General features: G+C 58.6%; 20 protein-coding genes. 6 read left to right on the top strand and 14 right to left on the bottom strand.

The features are described 5' to 3' along the window. Window positions 1-66: 66 nt before the first annotated feature. Window positions 67-1,869: a translation elongation factor 4 gene (gene lepA, locus N5W20_RS09480; RefSeq protein ID WP_319807887.1), complete on the top strand. Its 1,803-nt coding sequence runs from the start codon at window positions 67-69 to the stop codon at window positions 1,867-1,869. Window positions 1,870-2,195: 326 nt separating this feature from the next. Next, on the top strand, window positions 2,196-4,301 hold the full coding sequence (locus N5W20_RS09475) for an AsmA family protein (RefSeq protein WP_319806889.1): 2,106 nt from the start codon (window positions 2,196-2,198) through the stop codon (window positions 4,299-4,301). 87 nt (window positions 4,302-4,388) lie between these two features. Here N5W20_RS09475 and N5W20_RS09470 read toward each other — a convergent pair whose 3' ends face one another. From N5W20_RS09470 to hpnA, 6 genes are all read right to left on the bottom strand, one after another. Beyond that, window positions 4,389-5,018, bottom strand: a complete 630-nt coding sequence (locus N5W20_RS09470) for a phosphorylase family protein (protein WP_319806888.1) — start codon at window positions 5,016-5,018, stop codon at window positions 4,389-4,391. Beyond that, the gene (gene shc / locus N5W20_RS09465) at window positions 5,015-6,994 is read right to left on the bottom strand and encodes a squalene--hopene cyclase (RefSeq protein ID WP_408869405.1); all 1,980 of its coding nucleotides are present in this window, start codon (window positions 6,992-6,994) and stop codon (window positions 5,015-5,017) included. Before shc ends, N5W20_RS09470 begins: the two co-directional genes overlap by 4 nt. Before the next feature lie 35 nt (window positions 6,995-7,029). Beyond that, window positions 7,030-8,316 (bottom strand): hydroxysqualene dehydroxylase HpnE, encoded by a 1,287-nt coding sequence (gene hpnE, locus N5W20_RS09460; RefSeq protein ID WP_319806887.1) that lies wholly within the window; start codon window positions 8,314-8,316, stop codon window positions 7,030-7,032. Window positions 8,317-8,327: 11 nt separating this feature from the next. Beyond that, the gene (hpnD, locus tag N5W20_RS09455; protein ID WP_319806886.1) at window positions 8,328-9,197 is read right to left on the bottom strand and encodes a presqualene diphosphate synthase HpnD; all 870 of its coding nucleotides are present in this window, start codon (window positions 9,195-9,197) and stop codon (window positions 8,328-8,330) included. A 198-nt stretch (window positions 9,198-9,395) separates the two neighbouring features. Continuing rightward, on the bottom strand, window positions 9,396-10,259 hold the full coding sequence (gene hpnC / locus N5W20_RS09450) for a squalene synthase HpnC (RefSeq protein ID WP_319806885.1): 864 nt from the start codon (window positions 10,257-10,259) through the stop codon (window positions 9,396-9,398). Window positions 10,260-10,417: 158 nt separating this feature from the next. Continuing rightward, entirely contained in the window at window positions 10,418-11,416 is a 999-nt protein-coding gene (gene hpnA, locus N5W20_RS09445) for a hopanoid-associated sugar epimerase (protein ID WP_319806884.1), read from the bottom strand. 250 nt (window positions 11,417-11,666) lie between these two features. Here hpnA and N5W20_RS09440 point away from each other — a divergent pair, with 250 nt between their 5' ends. Beyond that, window positions 11,667-12,692, top strand: a complete 1,026-nt coding sequence (locus N5W20_RS09440) for a lysylphosphatidylglycerol synthase domain-containing protein (RefSeq protein WP_319806883.1) — start codon at window positions 11,667-11,669, stop codon at window positions 12,690-12,692. 55 nt (window positions 12,693-12,747) lie between these two features. Beyond that, complete coding sequence (locus N5W20_RS09435) at window positions 12,748-13,665, top strand: prephenate dehydrogenase/arogenate dehydrogenase family protein (RefSeq protein WP_319806882.1); 918 nt, start codon at window positions 12,748-12,750, stop codon at window positions 13,663-13,665. A 133-nt stretch (window positions 13,666-13,798) separates the two neighbouring features. On the opposite strand, the gene pyk is transcribed toward N5W20_RS09435, so the two are convergent. From pyk to N5W20_RS09420, 3 genes are all read right to left on the bottom strand, one after another. Next, window positions 13,799-15,271, bottom strand: coding sequence for a pyruvate kinase (gene pyk / locus N5W20_RS09430; protein WP_319806881.1), 1,473 nt, complete (start codon window positions 15,269-15,271; stop codon window positions 13,799-13,801). Window positions 15,272-15,310: 39 nt separating this feature from the next. Then, window positions 15,311-16,189 (bottom strand): SH3 domain-containing protein, encoded by an 879-nt coding sequence (locus tag N5W20_RS09425; RefSeq protein ID WP_319806880.1) that lies wholly within the window; start codon window positions 16,187-16,189, stop codon window positions 15,311-15,313. A gap of 228 nt (window positions 16,190-16,417) precedes the next feature. Then, window positions 16,418-16,645: a DUF3126 family protein gene (locus tag N5W20_RS09420; protein WP_319806879.1), complete on the bottom strand. Its 228-nt coding sequence runs from the start codon at window positions 16,643-16,645 to the stop codon at window positions 16,418-16,420. Between the two features lie 138 nt (window positions 16,646-16,783). Here N5W20_RS09420 and N5W20_RS09415 point away from each other — a divergent pair, with 138 nt between their 5' ends. Both N5W20_RS09415 and N5W20_RS09410 read left to right on the top strand, forming a co-directional pair. Next, the gene (locus N5W20_RS09415; RefSeq protein WP_319806878.1) at window positions 16,784-17,266 is read left to right on the top strand and encodes a hypothetical protein; all 483 of its coding nucleotides are present in this window, start codon (window positions 16,784-16,786) and stop codon (window positions 17,264-17,266) included. 142 nt (window positions 17,267-17,408) lie between these two features. Then, window positions 17,409-17,918: a hypothetical protein gene (locus tag N5W20_RS09410; RefSeq protein ID WP_319806877.1), complete on the top strand. Its 510-nt coding sequence runs from the start codon at window positions 17,409-17,411 to the stop codon at window positions 17,916-17,918. A gap of 42 nt (window positions 17,919-17,960) precedes the next feature. Here N5W20_RS09410 and N5W20_RS09405 read toward each other — a convergent pair whose 3' ends face one another. Genes N5W20_RS09405 through N5W20_RS09385 form a run of 5 tightly spaced genes read right to left on the bottom strand, consistent with a single transcriptional unit; the run spans window position 17,961 to window position 24,431 of the window. Next, complete coding sequence (locus N5W20_RS09405; RefSeq protein WP_319806876.1) at window positions 17,961-18,392, bottom strand: GNAT family N-acetyltransferase; 432 nt, start codon at window positions 18,390-18,392, stop codon at window positions 17,961-17,963. Further along, window positions 18,376-19,113, bottom strand: a complete 738-nt coding sequence (locus N5W20_RS09400) for a pyridoxine 5'-phosphate synthase (protein WP_319806875.1) — start codon at window positions 19,111-19,113, stop codon at window positions 18,376-18,378. Before N5W20_RS09400 ends, N5W20_RS09405 begins: the two co-directional genes overlap by 17 nt. A gap of 12 nt (window positions 19,114-19,125) precedes the next feature. Then, complete coding sequence (gene pdxA / locus N5W20_RS09395) at window positions 19,126-20,118, bottom strand: 4-hydroxythreonine-4-phosphate dehydrogenase PdxA (protein ID WP_319806874.1); 993 nt, start codon at window positions 20,116-20,118, stop codon at window positions 19,126-19,128. A 7-nt stretch (window positions 20,119-20,125) separates the two neighbouring features. Beyond that, entirely contained in the window at window positions 20,126-21,517 is a 1,392-nt protein-coding gene (locus tag N5W20_RS09390; RefSeq protein WP_319806873.1) for a M20/M25/M40 family metallo-hydrolase, read from the bottom strand. 1 nt (window position 21,518) lies between these two features. Continuing rightward, window positions 21,519-24,431 carry a glycosyltransferase gene (locus tag N5W20_RS09385; protein WP_319806872.1) on the bottom strand — a complete coding sequence of 971 codons (2,913 nt, stop codon included), beginning with the start codon at window positions 24,429-24,431 and terminating at the stop codon, window positions 21,519-21,521. Window positions 24,432-24,635: the final 204 nt, after the last annotated feature.

The following is a 24,635-nucleotide window of genomic DNA, read 5'->3' as shown; positions in this document are numbered from 1 at the left end:
CAAGGCGCGATGCGACACCGCGCATAGGTAATGACAAGGGCGGCAAATGCGTTTATCTATCCGCTCATGACCGGCACGCCCCTTTCCCTGATCCGAAACTTCTCGATCATCGCACATATTGACCACGGCAAATCAACATTGGCCGACCGGCTGATACAGGCTTGCGGTGCCCTGACCTCCCGGGAAATGAAAGACCAGGTCCTTGATAATATGGAGCTGGAACAGGAGCGCGGGATCACGATCAAGGCGCAGACCGTGCGCCTCTCTTATCCGGCAAAAGATGGTCAGACTTACATCCTTAATCTGATGGACACACCGGGCCACGTGGATTTCGCCTATGAGGTCAGCCGCAGTCTCGCGGCGTGTGAGGGGTCGCTTCTCGTCGTTGACGCATCGCAGGGGGTGGAGGCGCAGACACTTGCCAATGTCTATCAGGCGATTGATGCGAGTCATGAAATCGTCCCCGTCCTGAATAAAGTGGATCTTCCCGCCGCAGATGTGGCGCGCGTGCGCGACCAGATTGAAGAGGTCATTGGCATCCCCGCCGATGACGCGGTTGAAGTCTCAGCCAAGACCGGGCTCAATATTGAAGGTGTCCTGGAAGCGCTCGTCACCCGCCTTCCCGCCCCGACGGGTGATGCGGAAGCACCCTTGCAGGCGCTGCTCGTCGATAGCTGGTATGACCCTTATCTCGGCGTCATCATCCTCGTGCGCATCATGCAAGGCACAGTGAAACGCGGCGATAAAATCCGCATGATGCAGACAGGTTCAACCTATCATGTCGATCAGGTCGGCGTGTTCCTGCCGAAAATGACGGGGGTAGAGGCGCTTGGCCCGGGGGAGATGGGCTATATCAATGCGGCCATCAAAACCGTGGCTGATGTGGCGGTAGGGGACACGGTCACGCTTGACCGCCGCCCGGCAGAAAAGCCGCTTGCCGGCTTCAAACCCTCCATCCCGGTTGTCTGGTGCGGGCTCTTCCCCGTTGATGCTGATGACTTTGATAAATTGCGCGATTCCCTTGGCAAATTGCGCCTGAATGACGCGTCATTCCATTTTGAGGCGGAAACCTCAGCCGCGCTCGGTTTCGGCTTCCGATGTGGCTTTCTCGGGCTGTTACATCTTGAGATCATCCAGGAACGTCTCTCGCGGGAATTCAATCTCGATCTGATCGCCACGGCGCCTTCCGTCGTCTATCGGATGCACCTCACCAACGGAACGATTGAGGAGCTGCACAACCCGGCCGACATGCCGGACCCTGGCAAAATCACCGCTCTGGAAGAACCATGGATCAAAGCGACGATTTTGGTGCAGGATGAGTATCTTGGCAGCGTCCTCACCCTCTGCAGTGAGCGGCGCGGCGTGCAGATTGACCTGACTTATGTCGGGGCGCGGGCCATGGCCGTCTACCGCCTGCCGCTTAATGAGGTCGTTTTCGACTTTTATGACCGCCTCAAATCTTTGACCCGCGGTTATGCGAGCTTCGATTACCAGATGGACGGTTACGAGGAGAGTGACCTGGTGCGCATCTCCATCCTCGTCAATCAGGAGCCTGTGGATGCGCTCGCTTTCATCGCCCATCGCGCGGTCGCGGAGACACGGGGGCGGGCCATCTGCGCCAAATTGAAGGAACTCATCCCGCGGCAGCTTTTCAAAATCGCGATCCAGGCCTCAATCGGCTCACGCATTATCGCGCGTGAAACGCTGGGGGCGCTCTCAAAGGACGTGACGGCCAAATGTTATGGCGGTGATATTTCCCGTAAGAGGAAACTGCTTGAGAAGCAGAAAGAGGGCAAAAAGCGGATGCGCCAATTCGGCAAGGTTGAAATCCCGCAATCAGCCTTCCTGGCCGCCCTGAAAATGGATTGATCACGTCATCGCCCCTCGCGACGGGTGATGACATGATGGCGATCTCAAAGGCGCGGGGATAGGTCGCAATCTCAGCCGGAATGTGGGCGCCGCCGACACCCCCGGCCCCATACGCCCTGCCCACATCCTCATTTTCCCGCATCGTCACAGGGGCGCTGGGCGCAACCTTATAAAACGCGGTTCGTAATGGTAAAGTGGGTCTGAATCGATGACATGATCGTCAAGCCGACTCTTACAAAATTTCGGGCGTCTTCAGCGCTTCGGGGTGGCTGACAGGTTTTTCTCCAGGGGGCGCGTGCAGCAAGGTCAAGAGGGACGGGATATTTATGAGCCTCTTTAAGAAATCCGACACATCCGGCACAAATCGTTGGCAAAGCTGGCCGATGCTGACCCTGTATATTTTTGCCGCCATCATCGTGTTTCTCATCCTCTTCGCCCGGGGTGACTGGTTTATCCCATTGGTTGAGAAACAGGCCTCAGCGGCGCTGGGCCGCAAAGTCTCGATAGAGCACCTCCATCTACGCCCCTGGCGCACGACATCGCTTGAAGTTGAAGGGCTGCGGATCGCGCAACCTAAAGCGTTTGAGGATCGGAAAGCCGATTTCGCGTCGATCAAGGACATCGTGGTATCGTTCGATGTCTGGCGTTATCTGACCGGCCACGGCAAAGAACTGCCCCTCATCAAAATCGACACGCCGCGGGCTGACCTCGCTTCCAAAGCGGATGGCACGGCGAATTACCAGTTCAGCGACCCTTCCTCCGAATCCGCGCCGAAAGATAGCAAGCCGTTTGACCCGTCTTCCCTCCCGAAAATCGGGGATCTGATCGTCTCTGACGGCAAGATCAACGTTGCGCTCGCCAAACCTAAAACGGACATGGAAGTCGCGATTGCGACCTCCAAGCCGCGCCAGGACGGGGATCGGGATATTCTGATCAACGCGCAGGGGCGCTATGATAATGCCCCCATCACCGCGCAGATCAAAGCAGGGTCGCTGAAGGACCTGACGCACGAATCCCATCCTTACCCCATAGAGGCGCGCGTCGATAATGGCCCGACCCGCGTCGATCTGAAGGGCGTCGTCAAGGACCCGCTACATTTCAAAGGGACGGATCTGCTTCTGCATTTCTCCGGGCCGGATATGGCGCTGCTTTACGGCCTGACGGGCATCCCCATCCCGCACACCCCGCCCTTCGACGTTAAAGGCCAACTCGCTTATTCCGCCGAAATGATCCGCTTCAGTAATTTTGCCGGGCGCATGGGCAACTCCGATATTGGCGGCACGATTGCCGTCAGCCCGCGCGACAAGCCCCCTTATGTCGATGCCCGCCTCCATTCCAAAAATGTTGATCTCGCCGATCTCGGTGGGTTTATCGGGACCAAGCCGGGCAAAGCGGAGGATAAGGCGCAGGCGCAACGCGGCAAGTTCCTGCCCGCTGACCCGATCAATATTCCCAAGCTCAACGCCGTCAATGCGCATCTCGTTTATCACGGCGACCATATTCAAAATAAGAACACGCCTTTCGATAATATCAATGCCGATGTCGTCATTGATCACGGGGCGATTGATATTAAGCGCTTAAGCTACGCAATCGGGTCGGGCGAGCTTTTCCTGAAGGGCACGCTAAAACCCGCGGGCGCCAAGCAATTTGCGGCCAATATCGCCGTCGATGCGAAGAGCCTCCCCCTTGGTAAGCTCCTTCAAGGGCTGGGCGGTAAGGATAGTGAGGGGCGCATGGGTGGACATGCGAAACTCTCCGCCCGCGGAAACTCTATCGCCAGCCTTCTCGGTAATGGCGATGGGGGTGTCTCGCTCGTGATTGATCGGGGGGGTGAGATCACCGCCCTCCTGCCCAATCTTTTAGGTCTCAAATTGGGGAGCGCGCTGCTTTCGGCGTTGGGCTTGCCCGAGAAGACGTATCTCAAATGTTTTGTGGCCGATCTACCGCTGAATAACGGTGTGCTCTCCACCCGGGCTTTCCTGCTCCAGACAGATGATACGCGCACGCTTGGCGGCGGCACCATCAATCTCCGGACAGAAAAACTCGATTACCATGTGACGACCCGCAGCACATCTTTCTCCATCCTCTCCCTCCCGGGGAAGGTGAATATTTCCGGCTCCCTTCGCGCGCCCTCCGTTCTGCCGGGTGCTGAAATTATCGGGCGCGCCGCGGCAACGGCGGCTTTGGCGGCGGCTTTTCCGCCGGCACTGGTCCTGCCGACAATTCAATTCGGCGTCGGTAAAGGGAGCCTTTGTGAGCAGGCTTTGAATGACGTGTCCATCCACCCGGCATCCGGCGCCGCCCCCGCACTTGGGAAGCGACACGTCAAACCGAATGTGACGACGCCCCCGCACGCGCGGTCCGACTCGGCAGAAAAAGTGCATCAGGTCTGGATGAAGCGCCTCGCGACGCAACATAAGGCGTCGCGATAAAAGCGAGAGTTACGCGGGGGGCCAGGTTGTGACGGTCAGCGCACCGCGCGCCCTTGCGTAAAGTCCGCACGTAACAGCGACCGTTTTTTATTTTTCCCCGAGATATGCCGCCATGGATTGGCGGGCCTTGCGCGCGTCACCACCCAGCCTCATGAGGTCAGGGATCTGGCTCGGCGACATAATGAGGGATGTCGCGATGCGGAAGAATGAAATGCGCCCGTTCCCCATGATGCTTTCGACCGCTTTGGGCAGGTCCCGCGCTGCATCATCGCAAATGACGCGAAGCACACAGAACCGCAAACCGGAAAGAGCGACAACGCCGCTTTCCATATCCACGGCGCGGCAATGCGTTTCCGTCCAGAGGCGATGCTTGTCAGTCGCGCGCGTCACCGCCACGTCACTATGGTAAAGCCCGCCTGATGACGCGCCTCGGCGATCAAGCCCCAGCGCGCCGAGCAGATCAATGTCGCAGGTGACAGTCTGGCCGTCCACAAGCACCCAATCAGGCGTCAGAATGTCCCCAACCCGCGCATCTTCAGACAGGCCGCCCGCACAACCGAAGGAAAGCAGCGCCTCCGCCCCGTGACGCCTGAGCGTCTCAACGCCCCGCATGGCCCCTTGTCGCGTGGCGCCGCTGATCGCGATCACCGCATCCGGGAAGACGGGTCGTATCAATCGGGCTTCCGCCTTGAGTCCGACAAGAATGCCGAGTTTCAAAACCCGTATTCCACCTTGCCAGAATTGCTCGCAGCAAGGTTGCGATAACGGCTGAGCGCCATGAGCGGGAAAAACTGACGGTAACCATGGTAACGGAGGTAAAAGACCTTCGGAAAACCAACCGCGTTAAACGGTTTCTCCTGCCATTCACCATCCTCACCCTGCGCGGCGACGAGGGAAGCGATACCGCGTGCCACGGCGGGACTGTCCTTGCGGCCTGCCGCCATCAGGGCAAGGGTGGCCCAGGCTGTCTGCGATGGGAGGCTCTCATGATATCGCCCGGGCGGTGCGCCTTCAAATGTCGCGCAATCCTCGCCCCATCCCCCATCTTCCCGTTGTACGCTTTCCAGCCACGTTACAGCCCGGCTTATGGCGGGGTGGTCATGATCAAGCCCGGCCGCATTCAGCGCGCAGAGCACGGACCATGTGCCGTAAATATAATTCGTGCCCCATCGGCCGAACCATGAGCCGTCTTTCTCCTGCTCCTGCAGAAGATAGGCGACGCCGCGATCAATAACATCGCGATCTTCCGGCAGCGCCAATTGTGAGAGGAAGGAGATGCAACGCGCAGAGACATCTGCCGTGGGCGGGTCGAGAAGCGCGCCATGGTCCGCAAACGGAATATGGTTCAACGCATCCAGATTATTATCAACGTCGAATGCGCCCCACCCGCCATTGCTGCTCTGCATGCCGATGATCCATTCCCGCGCACGAGCAATCGCTTCTTTGTTGGCCTTCGGGTCTTCCCGGTGGAGCAACATCCCGACGACCGCCGTGTCATCAACATCCGGGTAGTAATCATTATCATATTGGAAAGCCCAGCCCCCTGGCCGCGCTTTCGTATTCATCGCCCAATCGCCTTTAATGTCCAGAATCTGGCGCTCACGCAGCCAGGCGGCGGTTTTGCCGAGCATGTCGCGTGTCGCTTCAGGCGCGGTCGGGCGGCTTCCCGTTGAGGCTTCCACCATCGCCAGCCCGGTCAGCGCCGTATCCCAGACGGGTGAGACGCAGGGCTGACAATAGGATTCCGCGCCATGGGTGACGATGAGGTCCAGAAGGGCCTGCCATGCCTGACGCGCACGTGGGTCATCATCGCTGACACCGAGTGCGCGATACATCATGACGACATTGGCCATGGCAGGGTAGATCGCGCCCAACCCCCCGTCACTCAGCCGCGGCTCGATGAAATCAAGCGCCGCCTGGATCGCCTTCTTCCGCAATTTGGCGGGCATGAAAGGCTCAATGGGGCGGATAACCTTGTCGATCCCGGTGAAGAGCCGCCCCCAGACGGAACGGAACGGCCCGTGATTCCAATCGCGAATCTTCTCCGGCGGAGTGACGAAGAGTTCCTGAATCGAGATATTGCGAGGATTGACCGCCTGCGCCTCCACCGCGCGCACGACGAGAAGCGGCGTGACGACGGTGCGGGACCAGTAAGACATGTTCCAGATGGAGAAGAACCCGGCGCGCGGCATCAGCACCAGCTCAATCGGCATGACCGGCGTGGCGCGCCACGGCACCTCGCCAAAAATCGCCATCTGAAACCGTGTGAATACGTTGGCGCGTTCAGCACCTCCATGCGCCAGGATCGCCTCACGCGCGCGGCGCATATGCGGCGCATCCACATCATCCCCTATCGCTTTCAGGGCAAAATAAGCTTTGACCGAAGCGGAAATATCAAACGCCCCGTCATGATAAAGGGGCCACCCGCCATGCTTCCCCTGAATGCGCCGGAGGTAAACGCCCATACGCTGCTCAACATCCTCATCAATACGGTCAAGGAAATGCTCAAGCAGGATGAATTCCGCAGGGATGGTCGCATCCGCCTCCAGCTCAAACACCCAGTGCCCGTCTTTTTTCTGCTTCTGCGTCAAGACACTGTGCGCCGACTTAATGGCCGACTGAACCTGATTCATGTCCGCACTCGCTGATGGGTGTCGCGACCCATTGGCGGGACGTTCAGAATGAACCAACATATTTTCTTCGCCCTTATCAAACATCTTTCTATCGTTCAGAACATTCTTCGCTGGTTGAGAACGCGCGCGGCTTCTACACCAGAACGAATGGCACCCTCAATGGTTGATGGCAGCCCGGTTTGCGTCCAGTCCCCCGCGAGCACCAGATTTGAAAGCGGCGTTACTGTTGAGGGGCGTCGTTTATCTTGCGCCACACTTGCCGCAAACGTCGCACGTTTCTCAATGATCACGCGTGCCTGCGGTGCGTCCTGTGGCAATTTTGTCGCGGTTAGGGGCTGGACGACCTGGCGCACCTCCTGCCAGATCTGCTGCGTGAGCGCCTCTTGCGCCATTGTCAGATAGCAATTGGCCGCGCTGACCGTTACGGAAAGAAGGTCCGGCTTCAGGTAAATCCACTCCGTCATGCCGCCATTCACCCCGGTAAACCCGGCCCGGCCTGCCTCACCAAGATAGGTCGTGCGCGTCGGGAGGGCGAAATGCACGTTAATGATGCTCTGAAACGCATCCGGCACGGTCAGTTCCGGCCAGAAGGGCTGGAGCAGGCTGGCTGCCACGGGTGCGGGTGTCGCGATGACGATCTGGTCATCCGGGGCGATCTCGACGACTTCCGCGCCCACCTCCAGGCCACAGACCCGACCCTCCTGAATTTGCAGCCCTGTCACGCGGCATCCTGTCCGCACCTCAGCCCGCATGAGCGCCAGATGGGCCTCCGCTGGTGTCACAAATGTTTCGGATAGGCCAAGTTTTGGGTAGAAAGGCCGACAAGCCCGCCCGCCTTGAAGAAGGCATTCCTGAACGACCTTTTTCAGAAGCGACGCCGCCGCCGCATTGATGGGCGTGTTCAGAGCGGAAACCGCGAATGGGGCCAGTAAGCGGCGGGATAAAGCATCATTTCCGAAGCAGGACGCCACCACGTCATCCGGTTGGCAACGCAGTAAGCGCAACATCACGACGAGGTCACGCCACCGCATCCCCGGCACGCGCCGGGAGGGACAGAATGCCCAGAATGGAAAGCGACCCTCATTGAGGCGCAACACCCAGGATTCGCCCGTCGCCACATCATGCCAGGGGAAGATCGGTGCGCCGGGTCCGGTCAGACCGTCACAAGCGCCGATCAGCCCCAGAAAGCGAAATGTTGCGCGATTGGCGGAGAGCACGAGATGATTGCCATTATCGATCCGACGGTCGAGGGCTTTGTCGTAAAATGACCGGGCACGCCCCCCGCAGCTTTTGGCGCTTTCATACACGCGCACATTTGCATTGCCGAGTGATTCGACGGCGGCGGATAATCCCGCCAGCCCCCCTCCGATAACGTGGATCATGGGCATTATGACTAACGAAACCCGACAATCAGCGAGCGCGCCAGGCGCAGCGCCTTATTGACGCGCACGGGCTTTTCCGGCTGTGTCCAGCCTCGTTTCTCCAGCGCGTAGAGGATAGGCTGATAGGACGCGGCCATCATGGCGGCGGGGCGCATTGGCTTCTTCCCGCATTTTTTCATTGCGGCCCATGCGAGGCGGTAATGATCATGCGCGCGCTTCGCCAGGACACGCGCCAAACCGTCGAGCCCCGGTGCGAAAAGCGCTTCCTGCGGCGCTGCCGGGACTTTGAACCGCGATAATAATTCCTGCGGGAGGTATAAGCGTCCGCGGTCCGAATCTTCCTTGATATCGCGCAGAATATTCGTCATCTGCAAAGCACGGCCGAGATGGTGCGCGACACGCGCCGCCTCCTCAGACGCATCCCCGAAAACCCGCACGGATAAGCGCCCCACGGCGGAAGCCACTCGATCACAGTAAAGATCAAGCGCCGCCTCATCCGGCGCGATGACCGGATCAGGGACGTCCATCAGCATGCCGTCAATAACGGCGTCGAAATCCTTCTGCTGCAGGTCAAATTCCTGAATTGTCGCAGCGAGAACCCGGTCAAGTGCGTTTTGCGTCTCATTCTGAAAGATATGTGCGACACGGGCACGCCATGCCTCGAGCTCCTCAACCGGATTCTCGACTTTCGTATCGCCATCGGCAATGTCATCCACCTCACGGCAGAATGCGTAAATCGCGAACATGCCGTAGCGGCGCTCCCGCGAGAGGATATGCATACCTTTGGCGAAAGAAGTGCCTGCCCGCGTGACAATCGCCTCGACAGCCGCCAGATCTGCTGCGTGACAACCCAACACGCGGTCAAAACGTGATCCAGTCAAAAGAACACCCCAAACCGTTAAGTAATCTGCTTTTAAAGGACGCGGCGTTGACACGGCGGACCAAAGCATGATCCGCCCTTCTTTACACCACAGAATGGCAAAACGCCAAATAGCGACGCGGCCGCCCGGCCCGCGAATCATGTCGCCATGCGTGAGGAAAGATGTCGGATCCTGCGCATTCCGGCGATGCGGAATCCTTTAGATTAAGCAGCGGCTCGCCGTCCCCAGAGACCGCACCACGTCCCATAATGAGAGTTTGACGCGGCCCGCGACGGGGTCTTCCCGCCGGAGGCGGCGCGCAAGGTGGCGGGATAATGCGACGATGATTGCCGTGTAAATTCGCATGCGTCGATTGCGTATAAGGGGGGGCAGGGTCGCCGCCTGATCATTCAGAGAGTCGACCTCATCCAGCATACGGTCAAAAACCCGCCTCAAACCGGGCTTGCTGTGTGAAAGCGCCACATCCCCAACCTCAGCCCCCTCCTGCTTGAGGAAGTCCTGCGGGAGGTAACAGCGATCAAGTCGTTTAAGGTCCGTTGACACATCCTGAAGATGGTTGATGACCTGCAGCGCCGTGCAGAGCGCGTCAGAGAGGGGGAGAATATCCGCCGACTCACCATGCAGCAAAAGCAGAAACCGCCCGACAGGATTGGCGGAAAAACTGCAATAATCGACCAGTTCCGCCCAATTCGCATATCTGGATTTCGTGACATCCTGCTGAAACGCCTTGATGAGGTCGGACGCGACTTCATAGGGAAGGTCGAGCTTTTTGAAGTGCCGATGGAGGGTCTCGGCCGTCGCCGCATCATGACGCCCGATCGGCGCGTCGGCCCCGCGCAATATCGCGTTCATCGCGGAGAGGCGCGCCGCTTTCTGATCCGGCGGGAGGGTGGGATCATCGGCGATATCATCGATGCAACGCGCAAAATGATAATATGCCATGACATGGCCGCGATTCCGGCGGGAAATCAGCAGTGTGCCGACCGGGAAATTCTCATCCCCCGCCCCTTTACCTGAGGTCACATCGGGGCCAACCCAGCTTAAATCCGCGTCACATGGCATATTTTTCCCTCATTTTTACCGGCAATATCGCGCAATAACCTGTGGGAAAGTTGCGCGTCACTCAACTGGGTGAGGGTCAAGCTTATCAGCTTTGTGACAGACGTGGAAACCGCCCGCGCCCGCCTTGTCGCGTCACGGACATCACCTGGCGGTGCGTTCTAGCGTTTTTTGACCGGATGGGCCCGAAACCATGCAACAGCCTCAATAACGGCTTCCCGCGCGGCACGGGGCGCATATCCCAAATGCTGCTGCGCTTTGAGGGATGAAAAAAACATCTTCTTGCGCGACATGGCGAGTGTTTCCCGCGTGACGCGTGGTGTCATCCTGAAACCACGGGACAGCCATTCTGAAATAATCGCCACCGGCACCAGCCAGGATTGCTTCAGTTTGATTTTAGGCACTTTGACGCAGGCGACTTCCCCGATCAGGGAGAAAAACCGATCCAGCATCAGATTTTCACCACCGAGAATATATTTCTCGCCAATTTTACCTTTCTCAAGCGCCAATATATGTCCGTTCGCGACGTCATCGACATGCACGATGTTGAGACCTGTATCGACGTAAGCGGGCATGCGCTGGTCGATCATGTCACGGATCATCTGGCCGGTTGGCGTCGGTTTGATGTCGCAGGGCCCGACAGGCGTGGACGGGTTGACGATGACAGCCGGGAGCTGGCGTTCCCGGACAAGGCGCAGAACCTCCTGCTCCGCCCGGTATTTGGACCGCTTGTAAACGCCGATAATATCATGCTCTGAAACAGGCGTCGTCTCATCAGCGGGACGACCATCCTTCGTCAGCCCCAGCGCCGCAACGGATGAGCAATAGACGATCCGTTCCACCCCATGCTCAAGCGCGGCAAGCATGAGTTGCCGCGTGCCTTCAACATTGGCCTGCATCATCTTCGTCGGGTCAGGCACCCAGAGGCGGTAATCCGCCGCGACATGGAAGAGATAGCGGCAACCTTTAAGGGCGTGGGCATAGCTTTGCGGGGAAAGCAGATCGCCCGTCACGATTTCAGCGTCGAGATCCGCGATATTTGCGCGGTTTGCCGCATTTCGCACCAGAAGTTTCAGTCGATACCCACGCGCGCTCAATTGGCGCGCGACGGCAGAGCCAACAAACCCTGTGGCGCCCGTAACAAAGATGTAATCCGTCATCGCCCGCCCTAAAATTCATCAAAATCGTCGGAGTCGTAGAATACCAGTAAAGTCATCTAAGGCAACCGAACCGTTAAGAAAGTAAAGTAAAGTGAAATTTCAGGATGACATTGGCGTTCAATATGGTGTAAAGCCAGCCCGGTGTTTCAGGGCTGTATTCCCTGACGGTATCTGCCTGAGGCTATGGGTTGAGCTGGCGACAGCACCAGCGTGTCCACGCCTTTATAACCAAGCCGGACGACCCTTTTCTTTGAAGACAATCAGCTCCCTCTTCTTCCTCCTTGGCGTTGCTGTCATCACAGTGATCATGGCCAAACTGGGTGTGCGTCCCATTCTGGAGGCTTTCGGACATCTGGGCGCCTGGGGCTTTGCCGATATTGTCCTCGCGCAACTGGTGGTCAATATCTTTCTGGGGGTCGCATGGTTTGCGGCCTGCCCGCAATTGGGCCTTGGCCGGGCCATCGGCGCACGCGCCGTCCGGGATGCTGTCAGTAACTGCCTCCCCTTCTCGCAACTAGGCGGCATGATTGTCGGCGTCCGCGCTACCTGTAAAAAGCGCCCGGCGCGCAGTCGCAAGCCGCCGATCGGCCTTGCAGAGGCCGCCGCCACCAATATCGTTGATATCACGACCGAAGTGCTCGGCCAGATCGCGTTTGTCCTGCTGGCGATTTTGTGCCTGACGCGCCACAGCGGCGCCGCGCAATTTACGGTGCCCGCCCTCATCGGCATCAGCATCATCGCCATCGGCGTGGCCGGATTTATCTGGACGCAACATAAGGGCGGTGCGCTGCTGCGCCGCCTTGGACTGGCTTTAAGCCATCACATCACCCATAGTTGGGGCGCGCTGATCAACGACAATATTCATCAATTTCAATCCTATCTGGAAGCATTATGGGCGCGCCCCGGCCGCGTCGCCCTCAGTGCCTTTCTGCATCTGCTTGCCTGGATCAGTGGTGCGGGCATTACTTATCTCGCGCTCCATCTTCTGGGCGCACCGGTCAGCTTTATCGCAGCCATCGCCATTGAAGGCATTGTCTGCGGCATCATGTCCGCCTCGTTTGTCGTCCCGGCCGCTTTGGGCGTGCAGGAAGCCGCTTATATCGCCCTTGGCCTGCTCGTCGGCGTCAGTGCTGATAGCGGCGTGGTGATCTCCCTCCTCCGGCGCGGGCGTGACCTGGCGATCGGTATCCCCGTTATCATCATCTGGCAGCTTTATGAGTGGCGAAGTCTCCGTAACCTGCGCGCGGACGACGCACAGCTTTCAGCCGAACCCTGACCGAACGTCTCATCTGGGGGCTTGACCCCCACGCTCAGGCTGTTAAGCCCCGATCATGGCCATATATAATAAAATCTGCATTTTAGGCATCGGCTTGATCGGCGCGTCCATCCTGCGTGGCATCCGGGAAAAGCCGGGTATCGCGTCGCACAGCGTTGCCTACGATATTGCCCCCGATGTCGTGACGCGTGCGCGGGCGCTGGGGCTTGCCGATCTTTATCCGCCGGACATTGCCGCTTCTGTCAGGGACGCGGATTGCGTGGTGATCTGCGCGCCCGTGAGCCACATTGCCGAGACGGCCCGTATCGCGCTCCCCCACATGAAACCCGGTGCCACGCTGACTGATGTCGGGTCTACACGGCAATCTGTCATTGCGGACATCGCGCCTTACCTCCGAGAGGATATTTCCTACATTCCGGCCCACCCCATGGCGGGAACGGAGTTTTCAGGGCCCGAGGCCGGTTTCGCTGCGCTTTTTGAAAATCGCTGGTGCCTCGTCACCCCTACATCCCAGGCAAAAAAACCGGATGTGGATCGGCTGGTGCGCTTCTGGCAGGCGCTCGGCGCCAAAACGCGCATGATGGAAGCTTCGGAGCATGACCGCATCTGCGCAATTGTCAGCTACCTCCCGCATCTGATCGCCTTCACGATTTGTGACACGGCCGATAAAATGTCGGAAACCTACCGCACGGCCGTGCTGGATTACGCCGCCTCCGGCTTCAAAGATTTCACGCGTATCGCCGGTTCGGACCCGGTTATGTGGCGCGATATATTCCTCTCCAATAAAGACGCTATTCTGGAGACACTGGCGCATTTTCAGGATGATGTTGAAGAGCTGGCGCGCGCCATTCGTGATGATGATGAGGCTCGCATCATTGATGCCATAGAAAGAGGGCGGCGCATTCGGAAAAGCCTGGTGGATAACGGGCAGGCGCAAGACCCCGCGCATCCTACGCCTCGACCACCAAAATAGGCGCTTCCGGTCACGTCGACAGACCGGCCTCACGCCAACCAACGCGGCCCCTCCGGGCGTCGGCTGTAAGCCGGTGTGATGAAAGCGAAGGGCGTCGCGGCCCGGGAGGCCGCTTATGTCGCGGGCGCGCGAGTCAAACGGTGACGACGCGCAAAGTGTTGGTCGCGCCCATCGTGCCGAAGGGAAGGCCCATCATAAGGACCAATTTATCGCCCTTCTTGACGTAACCCTCTGACACAGCCAGTTCGACCGCCTGATCCACCACAGCCTCGACATTCAGGACCGGCATTTCCTGCCCCACCGACATGGCGTAGACGCCCCACACCGCATTGAGACGGCGCGCAACATCATCATTTGGCGTCAGGGCCAGGATGGGGCATTCCGGTCGCTCTCGCGAGATACGCAGGGCGCCAAGCCCACTCGCCGTATAAGCGACAATCACAGCGGCGGAAATTGACTCCGCAACCTGCCAGGCCGCTTCGGCAATCGCGCCATTGACGGTGCCATCACTATCGGGGCGGAAGGCCTCATCCTGCGGGCTCCATTCCCGATCCTGCTCAATGCGTCGGGTCACGCGCGCCATTACGCTGACAGCCTCAAGCGGATACTGGCCGGAAGCACTTTCCGCGGAAAGCATCACCGCATCCGCCCCGTCATAAACCGCATTGGAGACGTCCGTGACCTCAGCCCGCGTTGGCGTCGGCACGCTGATCATGCTCTCAAGCATCTGAGTCGCCACGACAACCGGTTTACCCTGGAAGCGGGCCTCCGCGATGGCGCGCTTCTGCTCAATCGGCACTTCCTCGGCCGGTAACTCAACGCCGAGATCACCACGCGCCACCATGACAGCGTCCGACACGGCGATGATTTCGCTCAATCGCGCCACAGCCTGGGGTTTTTCCAGCTTGGTCATAATCCATGCCTGACCTTTGGCGATCTCCTTCGCCTCAAGCACATCTTCCGGACGCTGCACGAAGGAGAGAGCGATGTAATCGACGCCAAGCTCCAGCGCGAAATCAAGATCCCGGCGATCTTTCTCCGTCAATGCAGGGATTGGCAAAGTGACATCCGGGACATTGACGCCCTTCCGATCAGAAAGGAAGCCGCCCACCTCAACCTCTGTCAGGAGATGCGACTTATCGCCGGAGAGCACACGCAACCGCATTTTGCCGTCATCAAGCAGGAGGTGGCTCTCCGGTCGCGCCGCTTCAATAATTTCAGGATGTGGGAGGCAGACGCGTTGCGTGTCACCCGGCGCACGATCCAGATCAAGGCGGAATTTAGCACCTTTCTCCAGCTTGACGCGCCCTTCCGCAAAGGTGCCGACGCGGAGTTTCGGTCCCTGAAGGTCAGCCAGGATCGCGAGCGGGCGTTTCAGTTCCGCCTCGACATCGCGCACGATATTATGCCGGGCTGCGTGGTCCTCATGCGTACCGTGGGAGAAATTAAGACGGAACATATTGACGCCACCCACAGCCAGCGCCCGGATCATCTCATAAGTTGAGGAGGCCGGACCCAGCGTGGCCACGATTTTTGTGCGTCGCAGGCCAGGCTTTTTAACAGCTCCTCCCGAAAGGACATGCGCTGTGGGTCGAGAAATCGTCATCAAGGTCTCCGGTATCAACGTCGTATTCGCCTTTTAAGCTCAATCCGGCTTCAGAACCTCATCGGGGAGGAGTCCCCAGATATTTTTCCGTTCTAACCAGCCTTTATAACCCTTTACATTAACCTGACACCAATCGGAAGCGGCTGCGCAAACACGCAGGCGCCCGACAACGCCGGGCCGCAGCACCGCCACAACGCGGGACTGCGTATCGGGATTATGGTACAGCCTGGCCACGTGCTGGGCACGGGCCTGCATTTCGTCTTCCGTCAGATAACCGACAATCTGCGGGTCAGCATGAGCGGGGGATGATTTTTCATCGACATGCGCGCCCGTTTCCAGAGGTGCATTGATGGATGGAATAACGAAATGTCGCTGGCCATATAAAGTAGCTTGATGCACCCAGGCTTTGACGCCGTCACTATCTTCAACAAGGCGCCACACATCAAATTCCCGCTCAATTTTTACGGGAAGGCCGCGCCGACGATAAATCCACTCAATCGGATAACGTTGGCCCGGTCCACGCCGGAAGAACACTTTATCTGACCGCAACGCCGCAAAGCGCGGCAAAGGCAGCCCGGTCTGGGAGCCTTTATCTGCAGGCATCCTTTCCGCCTGTGCCGCCGCAGCAAGGGCCGCCGCTGCGGGCGCGGACGCCGCCATCGCAGCCTTCCCCATGGCAGCATTGGGTGCGGCTGGCGCGGCGGGGAGGGCTGATTGCTTTGTTTTCGATCGGAGATTTGACTTTGGTGCGTGCACGGCAACGTGTTTGGTCGCGCGGCGCGGTGCTTTCCGGCGCGCATACGGCTTTTGCGCGGTGTGGGCGCTATGCGCCACGTGGTTATGGCGACCCGCTTTCTTGCGGGACGGTGACGCATCTGACGCAGCAGGCGCAATGAGGAAACTTATGGCGAGCAGCATCAGGAGATTCGGGAAACATCTCCGCGCAGGACTCGGCCCGCATTTAGCGAGAGGATTTTCTGCCGTCAGACAGGCGCGATGCGGGGTGCCGATGCTCATCCCGTCAATATGCCATCGCGCGCGCCAGAGCACCAGAATTTACGCTGAGACGACCCGAACCTGGACGGCTCGGCCCTTTTGTCACTTGTGAGAGGCGCCGCGGCGGCGCGGCGCGACTGCAAAAAGCGGTCAGCTGGCCGGGGGGAGATCCTCCTCCAGCACCGTGATGTGGATCGCGTAGGAAACTTCGCCCTCATCCTCATCCCGATGAATCGTCCCGATCACTTCCCCATTTGCGGCGAGCTCGACGGAAAGGCCGGGCCGCGGCGGCGCATTGACGGTGAGGCGCGGCGACCCCAGAAGACGCCGCAACGTCTCCTGCAGACGTTGAATTTCAGATGACGTGATAATAGCCATGTCAAACTTCTTCCTGCATGCGTGAAGACGCCTGTTTAAAGCATCTCCCGCCCATCTGAAACCCTCCCTCGCGCGGATGCCTCCTTTTTGCCCCATTTACGCCTTGAGCTTGCCACGCCCTTGCTGCGATAAAGGGGCATGATCAAGCTCATCGCGGCCATTAATTCATTGCTCCTGCCGAGCCCGCCGCATTATGCGCACTCAGATGTGCTGGCGACGCCCCGTGTCATCGCTGATGTCATGGCCAATCGGGGCGCCACCATTGCGGCGACTGTTTTGACCCAGCAAAAACGCTGGCACGTCGTCGCGCAGGCGATTGCCAAGGCTGACCCGGTTCTGCCACGGTCCGACCTGCGCGCCCTGATGGATCATGCGCCTGAAACGGCTGCTCCGATTTTGAGGCGCGCCATCCGCCTGCGGATGGTCAATGACACATCCGGTGGCCTCGCGCTGATTTCCATCGCGCGTTACAGCCCGTTCAACGGCGCTCAGGTCTGCCGAGAGGGCAATACGGCATGGAAGCAGAGCGCGATGGAGAAAATCCGCAATCTCCACGACATTAAATACACGTTCCAACGACTGGATTGCCTTCAGGCGTCCGAGGATGAACCTGTCGGATAAAGTCTGGAATGCTGACAATTCCCCGGTATCCTCTTCCGAAAGCGCATGACCTGCGTGGCCGGGTCACCGCGATTTGCCATGAAAGACGCAACTTCCCGGCCTTCCGGCTTTTTAAAGTCTGACGATGGCTGAGAGGACCCGGATGCGTCACGCGACATATTTCATGGCCGTTTCGATCCTCGCGCTTCTCAATGGATGCGGCTTTTTCGACTCGCGCAATGCACGATTGGCAGAGTCCCAACTGGTCGGGCTGTCATCGCAGCAATTGCAAGCCTGCGCCGGCGTCCCCGCCAAGAAGGAAAAAATCGGCGACCATATTGAGCTTTACCAATATACGGGGTCGAAAGCCGCAGCGACCGCTTCCGGCGTCACACTTATTCCGGTCGGGGATATCGCCAATCTGATCCAGAACCTCCTGAGCGGTGGCGGGACGAATTGCACGGCGGTCATGCGTCTGGATTATGACCGCGTTTCAGAGGTACATTATACAGGTGACACGGATGAGGTGGTCGGCTCAGACGGGATTTGCGCCGTCATTGTGCGTGGCTGCGTCCGTCATCCCCCCGCGGTTTATTCGGCGCAGGAAGTGCCAGTTTTAAGACCGGACCCAACCGCCCCCGTCACGGATACCGCCCAAAAACCCGCGAAGTGACAAACGGGAGTTTAGAAGTGCTGCACGCGAAGGGCCACGATGTCAGGTCAGGCGGCGCTCCATCCGCACATGCGCGACGCCCGATTTTTTGAAAATCTCAGTAATCGCGTTAAAGCCGTGTTTCTCGTAAAATGGCGCGGCCGTCAGGCGGGCATCCAGCATGACGGCAGCGACATGCTCCACCTGGAGAAGGCGCATGACGTGCGCCAGAAGATAGCCGCCATAACCCTTGCGCTGATGCGCAGCCGCTGTTGCGAATTTGCGCAGTCGCACGCAGTGATTGCCGATATCGAATATTGAGAAGCAGCAAACGACCTCTCCGTCAATTTTCATGCCGTAATGGCGTGCCTGATCATCGCCCTCAACACGACATCCATCTAATGTCAGGGACGGCCAAAGCACGGCCTGCCGCAATGGCAGCGTGTCATCGACGGTCAGCGTGATGACCGGCGGGATTTCATTTGCGGCGGTCATAGACCGTTTCTCCTTTGCCCTTTTCGATCGCATGGCGCATGTCCGTAATGGCCTGCCCCAAACCGACGAAAATGGCTTCACCCATAATGAAATGACCGATATTCAGCTCTTTCAAGCCCGGCAGTCGCGCGATGGGACCAACATTTGTGGTTGTCAGCCCGTGCCCCGCATGAAGTTCGATCCCCAGCGACCCTGCCAGATAGGCCCCGTCCCGAAGGCGTGCCAAAGCGTCCTCAGACGGGTCTTCCGCGTAGGACCCTGTATGTAACTCGATAACCGGCGCGTTCAGCGCCGCGGCAGCGTGGATCTGCGCCGCATCCGGATCGATGAAAAGCGAGACACGGATGCCCGCCGCCTGAAGCTGCCGGATTTTGGGGGCCAGCGCCTCTTTCTGCCCGGCGACATCCAGCCCGCCTTCCGTTGTTACTTCCTGCCGCCGCTCCGGCACCAGGCAACAGGCGTGAGGGCGCAAGGCGCTGGCGATGGCGACCATTTCATCCGTCGCCGCCATTTCGAAATTGAGGGGGATGGTGAGCGCGGCTTTCAGACGCCGCATATCCTCATCCCGAATGTGACGCCGATCCTCCCGCAAATGGGCGGTAATCCCGTCCGCACCATGTTTTGCCGCTTCCAGCGCCGCGTTAACGGGGTCCGGGTGCGTGCCGCCCCGCGCATTCCGCAATGTTGCAACGTGATCGATATTGATGCCGAGACGAATCATATTAAGTTCCTGTCACGCCCGACGCCGGTGCGCTGCCAGTTTATGCGCCAGCCGCACGGCCTCAAGCATGCTGGACTCATTTGCCATGCCGCGCCCGGCAATGTCAAAAGCTGTGCCATGGTCAGGCGATGTGCGCACAATGGGCAGTCCGAGCGTGACATTGACGCCATGCGTCATATCCAGCGTTTTAAGCGGGATCAAGGCCTGATCATGATACATGCAGAGGGCGGCATCGTACGTTTCCCGCATTTGCGGCGTGAACATCGTATCTGGCGGCAGGGGATCGGAAATCTCCGCATTTAAATGGCGCAGGGCCGTGATTGCCGGCGCGATGATGCGGGCTTCCTCGTCGCCCATATACCCGGCTTCACCCGCATGGGGGTTGAGCCCCGCAACGGCGATGCGCGGCGTCCTGATATTGAAGTCTCTCTGTAAGGATGTGATCAGGGTGGTGCCGATTTTTACGATAAGCGGCGTGTTTAATTGCGCGATGGCGTCACGCAGACTGACATGAATCGTCACCGGCACTACACGTAGATGCGGCGAGACAAGCATCATCACCTCCGCGCCGGGCTCATCGCATAAATGCGCAAGATATTCCGTATGTCCGGGGAAATTGAAGCCCGCATCTTTCAGGACATGCTTGCTGATCGGGCTGGTGACGATGGCAGCGACTTTCCCCTCTCGCGTCAGATGGGTCGCGCGCTCTATCGACGCGATAATCGCAGGGGCATGACGCGGATCGGGACGCCCCGCCTCCGCGCTTTCCTGCAGCCTGACGGGCATGACGGGCAGGCGCGAGGCAAAGCATGAAAGCGCCGCGTCGGGTGACGCGACGATTTCATGCGGCACATTTGCTGGCAGAAGGCGCGGGTCACCCAGCCAGATGAAGCCCGGCCCACTTTGACGCAGGGATTGCCAAAGTGGGGCGATCAGTTCCGGCCCGATCCCGGCAGGGTCGCCCATCGTGATGGCAATCGGCGGAAGAGGCGGGCGGGTCGTCATGCGCGCTTCAGGCGGCAAAGGATGCAAGGATACGCACCCAGGACCGCATGCCGCGATGGAACTGCTCAAGCCCATATTGCTCGTTCGGGGAATGGATGCGGTCATCATCCTGAGCAAAACCGACGAGGAGTGCATCCATATCCAGTGCCTCCTTGACCTCCCCCGCGACGGGGATCGACCCGCCACAACCGATCATCAAAGCGGGCTTACCCCATTCATCCTGAAGGGCCGTGCGGGTTTTTTCCAGGAATTGACCGGCCTGCGCCAATTGCGAGCCTGATGACGCCCCATGCGACGTAAATTGCACTTTCGCATCCGGTGGCAGCATGGATTTGACGTAAGCGCGGAAAGTCTCCCGGATTTTCTGCGGGTCCTGACCCGGCACGAGGCGGAAGGAGATTTTGGCGGTCGCTTTCGCCGGGATGACGGTTTTGAACCCCTCACCCGTATAGCCGCTGGTGATGCCATTAACCTCAAAACTCGGCCGCGCCCAGATCTGCTCAATTGCCGAAAAATCACGTTCACCCGCCGCATCTGACAGACCGAGCGGTTGAAGGATCGCCTTGTCATCGGGGAAAACGGATTTCCATTGCGCACGGATTTCAGGAGAGGGCGTTACGACGCCGTTATAAAAACCGTCAAGGACAACGCGCCCCGCCTCATCCCGCAGGGAGCCGATAATGCGGCCCAATATCTCCGCCGGGTTACGCGCAGCGTTTCCGAACATACCGGAATGCAGGTCATGCTGCGCACAGCTTACCGTCACTTCCTCAGCCAGCAGGCCACGGAGGCTGGTCGTGATGGCGGGGGTTGTCCGGTCCGGCATACCCGTATCGCAGATGAGGGCGATATCAGCGCGCAACTCATCGCGATGCGCCTTCATGAAAGGCAGGAGATTTTCGCCCCCGCTCTCCTCCTCCCCCTCAATCAGAAATGACACGGAAACAGGGAGCTTGCCCGTCAGTTTCTTCCAGGCGCGGCAGGCTTCGATGAATGTCATCACCTGGCCTTTATCGTCCGAGGCCCCCCGCGCCACGATAACCTTGCGCCCATCCTGATTTTCAATCACCGGTTCAAATGGCGGATGACGCCACAGATCCTCAGGGTCGGTCGGTTGCACGTCGTAATGGCCGTAAAAAAGCACATGGGCGGCGTTTTCAGGCTGGTCTGCCGACATGTGGGCGACAACCATGGGATGACCTGGCGTGTTTTCTGTCCTGGCATTAAACCCGATTGATGTCAGGTCTGAGACGAGGTGATCTGCGGCCCGACGGCAATCCGCCTTGTGCTCCGGCCGGGTTGAGATGCTCGGAATTCTGAGAAATGTCTCAAGCCGGGCGAGGCTCGCCTCCAGCGTGCGATCAATTTCCTCAAGAACCTGAGTCAACATCTGTGACATATTACCAATCCTTTTCATGCGATTTGGACGACATGAGGATCGCTTTTAGATTTGCGAGATTATCCTCCCTCTTTGGCGCGTCACGAAGCGCATATTCAGAGTAGACGTCCCAGGCTTCCTCATTTTCATAAAGTGTGGCGATGGCCTCAACGAAGAGTTCCGGCGCGTTGGATACATAGACGACGCCATTCTCCACCCCTTCACCTGAAGCGATGACGGGGAGGCCGCGACTTAAGGCGCATTCCGCCTCCGCAGTGAGGGATAGCGAGGCATCTGACGGGTCAATCATCAGACGCGCCCTGTCGCAAAGTGCTTCGAGCGACCCCTCCCCCTCAAGGGGCGCGCCGAGATGAATGTAATGGCGCAGGCTGGTCAGAAGGGGGATATTTTCAGGCACCGCGCTGACATGGAGCTGCACCGGATGGCCCAGTTTCTCCTCCAGGCGCGGCATAATCTCGCGTAAGGTCCAATGGAGGGCGCGATATCCGACATCGCCCCGCTCAAGCACCGGCAGCGCGAAGAGAAGGTCGGCACGCTCTTGGAAGGGTTTCGCGTTCTCCCGCTGCTCACCAATCGGCAGGCTGCAACATTTTTCGATTCCGGATTTCTGCAGGGCTGCGACTTCATGCTCACTGGCGACAATGATGGATTGGAAGAGCCAGAGAAGGCGGGTGAGTTCTTCCTCCTTTAGAACCGCTTCCTCAGACGGGGTTTCCCACCCGTCCCGCGCACCCATCATCGGCGTTCGGCGCGTGCCGGTCTCGAAGGCAAGCTGGCGCGCATCGCAAACGTAACCGGTCAACGGAAGGCCATCCTGCGCCGCCGTCAACGCGCCCCATATCTGGGGGACAAGCCGCAACCCGTCAAACCAGACATAATCAAAGCATCGCGCGCGCGCCTTCAGGAAGGATTGTAATGTCAGATCCGCGGAGACCTGCACCAATTCAACTTCGGGGTCGAAGAAACGTCGAAGCGCCGCATCCTGCGCTTTGCGCGGCGTGACGGAAAAAATCGTGACCTTCAACCCGAGGGCAATCATATTCCTGACGGTGGAGACCAGTCGGAGGGAAGCCGCATAAGGCTTATATCCCGGTAGATCATCCGTGATCACCAACACCCGACGCCCCAATAACTTGATGGAAGCACCGAGCGCGGCGGAATGGGCGGCTTTCACCGGTCGATAGGCGCAGAAATCTCCATATTGTTTGATGAATGCCGCGCGATCCCCATCACCTTCCACCTCGAAGCCTTCATCCCGGGATAGGTTGTGAATGACCAGGCGGGGGTCATAAATGATTCTGCACGCCACTTTCCGCTCCCTCGGGCGAGCGCCCAGCGTCGCGAAGCGATAACCGGCCGTGGCGAAATCATCCTCATGCGCTGCTCGGGCGAAGCTCTCTTTGCGGCAGAGATAGGCATCCCCACCGACAGAGTCGCAGGGACGTCGGTTTTGCAAGGCCGGGCATGTGCTTTCCGCCCCCTCCCCGAAGCTGTAGAAACTGCCATCGCGCCATAAATGCTGGCCGGCCTCCTGAACCCTGCCATTACGATCGAGGATCAGCGGCGCAATGACGGCAAGGTCCGCCTCGGCATCAAGCTGATCAATAATGGAGAGCGCACTCGCCTCCGTCACGACGAGACCCGTTTTGAGGAAAAGTATTTTATCGGTGTGGATATGGGAGATGAGCCGCTCACGCACATGCTCCGGGTTGGCGCCATCCTCCCGGATGATCTCGACGCCGCGCGCAAGCGTGTCCAGACGCGTGAGAAACTGATGCCCTGAATGGTCGATCAGCAAAATCTGCAAGGATAAATGTCGGGCCCCGTGGAGCGCGGTCAGTGTCTCGACCAGGCCTGCGAAATCATTATAAACGGGGATAATGACGGTCAGGCGCGGTGCACGGCCTGTCCGGAAATCTAACGGGGAGCGATTAAGTTGGCCGAATAAGACGGCCCGACGCCGCACCACCACTTCAGCGCGGGCATCAGGGGCCATGGGCGGCATGATTTCCGGCGCGGCGGTCCCGCCCTGGGTGCGGACATAAGAGAGGAACGCATTATCACGCATGTTGCAGATGGATTGGGGTTGCAGAACCGCCCCCTCCATTGGCAGACGCCCTTCCTTCAGGCCGAAGCGGATAAAATGCTCATATCCATTACGCAATTTACCGAGCGCGACCTCAGTCGCCACATCCTGATAAGTTTCACGATACCAGCCATCGTCAAAATAAGGATTGGGGTTGAAGGCCGTCGGCGAGTCATTTGAGAGATAATGTTGTAAGGCGCAGAAATACGCCCCTTCCGTAATCATCTCCTGCACGGCGGTGTAGTTTTCAAGATACCAGTCAGGATCAAAATACCATGAGCATCGGAGCGATGCGACGGTCGCATCCTCCTGAAACCGGGTAAACTCACCTTGAGGGCTGAAATAAGCCTGCCGCGCCTGGAAAAGTGAGATGCGCAGCACGTCAGGGTCAAAAAACGGCGTGCTGATACGCTGCTCTTTCTGGCCGAAGCGGAGATAATGATCATAGCCATTGCGCAACCCCTCATCTTTGAGGCGACGCATGGTCAGGTCGGGATTATGGATGAAATATCCCGTTTCATCGAACATCCAGTGCGGCGCGCATTCCTGAAAGCCGATCTCGTCATAATGCTGGAAACCGGACACAAAAATGCCCCGATGAATGCCGTCCCCGACAGAGCGATTATTGCGGCGGTAAAAAACTTCATCAAAATAACGATTGGGCGAATGTCCGTAGGCTGAGCCGAAATCGCGCCAGAAGGCCTCCAGATTTTCATCCGTGACATCACCGGCGATATTGATGATTTCCTGCCGGTATCGCTGGCGATACCAGGAAAGGTCAAACTCTGCCCATAGCGGCTTATGTTCCTGCGCCTGATCCAACCGCATTCCTTTCCTGCAGATCGCCACGCGGGCTTTCGGACCGACATCCTGACGTCAAACCCAGACGAACATTATTTTGCTGCAATTGATATCGCGAAAGGCTTCGGCCAAACAACCCACCCCGCCCAGTTTATGCAGTTTTTTTAACACTTGGTGGCTTCAGGAAATATGCTGATTTCAATCAAAGCTTTACGCCCGGAATATTGCCGT

The organism is Candidatus Kirkpatrickella diaphorinae (assembly GCF_025736875.1).
GTDB classification, from domain to species: domain Bacteria; phylum Pseudomonadota; class Alphaproteobacteria; order Acetobacterales; family Acetobacteraceae; genus Sorlinia; species Sorlinia diaphorinae.
Note: the sequence above shows the minus strand (reverse complement) of the source record. Positions and strands in the feature narration are given on the sequence as shown.

Bases quoted from the DNA above. Each gene is read 5' to 3' on its own strand.
- N5W20_RS09435 (WP_319806882.1), top strand. From the start codon at position 12,748: ATGGCCATATATAATAAAATCTGCATTTTAGGCATCGGCTTGATCGGC.
- shc (WP_408869405.1), bottom strand. From the start codon at position 6,994: ATGTTGGTTCATTCTGAACGTCCCGCCAATGGGTCGCGACACCCATCA.
- N5W20_RS09400 (WP_319806875.1), bottom strand. From the start codon at position 19,113: ATGATTCGTCTCGGCATCAATATCGATCACGTTGCAACATTGCGGAAT.
- hpnC (WP_319806885.1), bottom strand. From the start codon at position 10,259: ATGCCATGTGACGCGGATTTAAGCTGGGTTGGCCCCGATGTGACCTCA.
- lepA (WP_319807887.1), top strand. From the start codon at position 67: ATGACCGGCACGCCCCTTTCCCTGATCCGAAACTTCTCGATCATCGCA.
- hpnE (WP_319806887.1), bottom strand. From the start codon at position 8,316: ATGATCCACGTTATCGGAGGGGGGCTGGCGGGATTATCCGCCGCCGTC.
- hpnA (WP_319806884.1), bottom strand. From the start codon at position 11,416: ATGACGGATTACATCTTTGTTACGGGCGCCACAGGGTTTGTTGGCTCT.
- N5W20_RS09415 (WP_319806878.1), top strand. From the start codon at position 16,784: ATGATCAAGCTCATCGCGGCCATTAATTCATTGCTCCTGCCGAGCCCG.
- N5W20_RS09420 (WP_319806879.1), bottom strand. From the start codon at position 16,645: ATGGCTATTATCACGTCATCTGAAATTCAACGTCTGCAGGAGACGTTG.
- N5W20_RS09385 (WP_319806872.1), bottom strand. From the start codon at position 24,431: ATGCGGTTGGATCAGGCGCAGGAACATAAGCCGCTATGGGCAGAGTTT.
- N5W20_RS09405 (WP_319806876.1), bottom strand. From the start codon at position 18,392: ATGACCGCCGCAAATGAAATCCCGCCGGTCATCACGCTGACCGTCGAT.
- N5W20_RS09425 (WP_319806880.1), bottom strand. From the start codon at position 16,189: ATGCTGCTCGCCATAAGTTTCCTCATTGCGCCTGCTGCGTCAGATGCG.
- N5W20_RS09390 (WP_319806873.1), bottom strand. From the start codon at position 21,517: ATGTCACAGATGTTGACTCAGGTTCTTGAGGAAATTGATCGCACGCTG.
- pyk (WP_319806881.1), bottom strand. From the start codon at position 15,271: ATGACGATTTCTCGACCCACAGCGCATGTCCTTTCGGGAGGAGCTGTT.
- pdxA (WP_319806874.1), bottom strand. From the start codon at position 20,118: ATGACGACCCGCCCGCCTCTTCCGCCGATTGCCATCACGATGGGCGAC.
- N5W20_RS09410 (WP_319806877.1), top strand. From the start codon at position 17,409: ATGCGTCACGCGACATATTTCATGGCCGTTTCGATCCTCGCGCTTCTC.
- N5W20_RS09475 (WP_319806889.1), top strand. From the start codon at position 2,196: ATGAGCCTCTTTAAGAAATCCGACACATCCGGCACAAATCGTTGGCAA.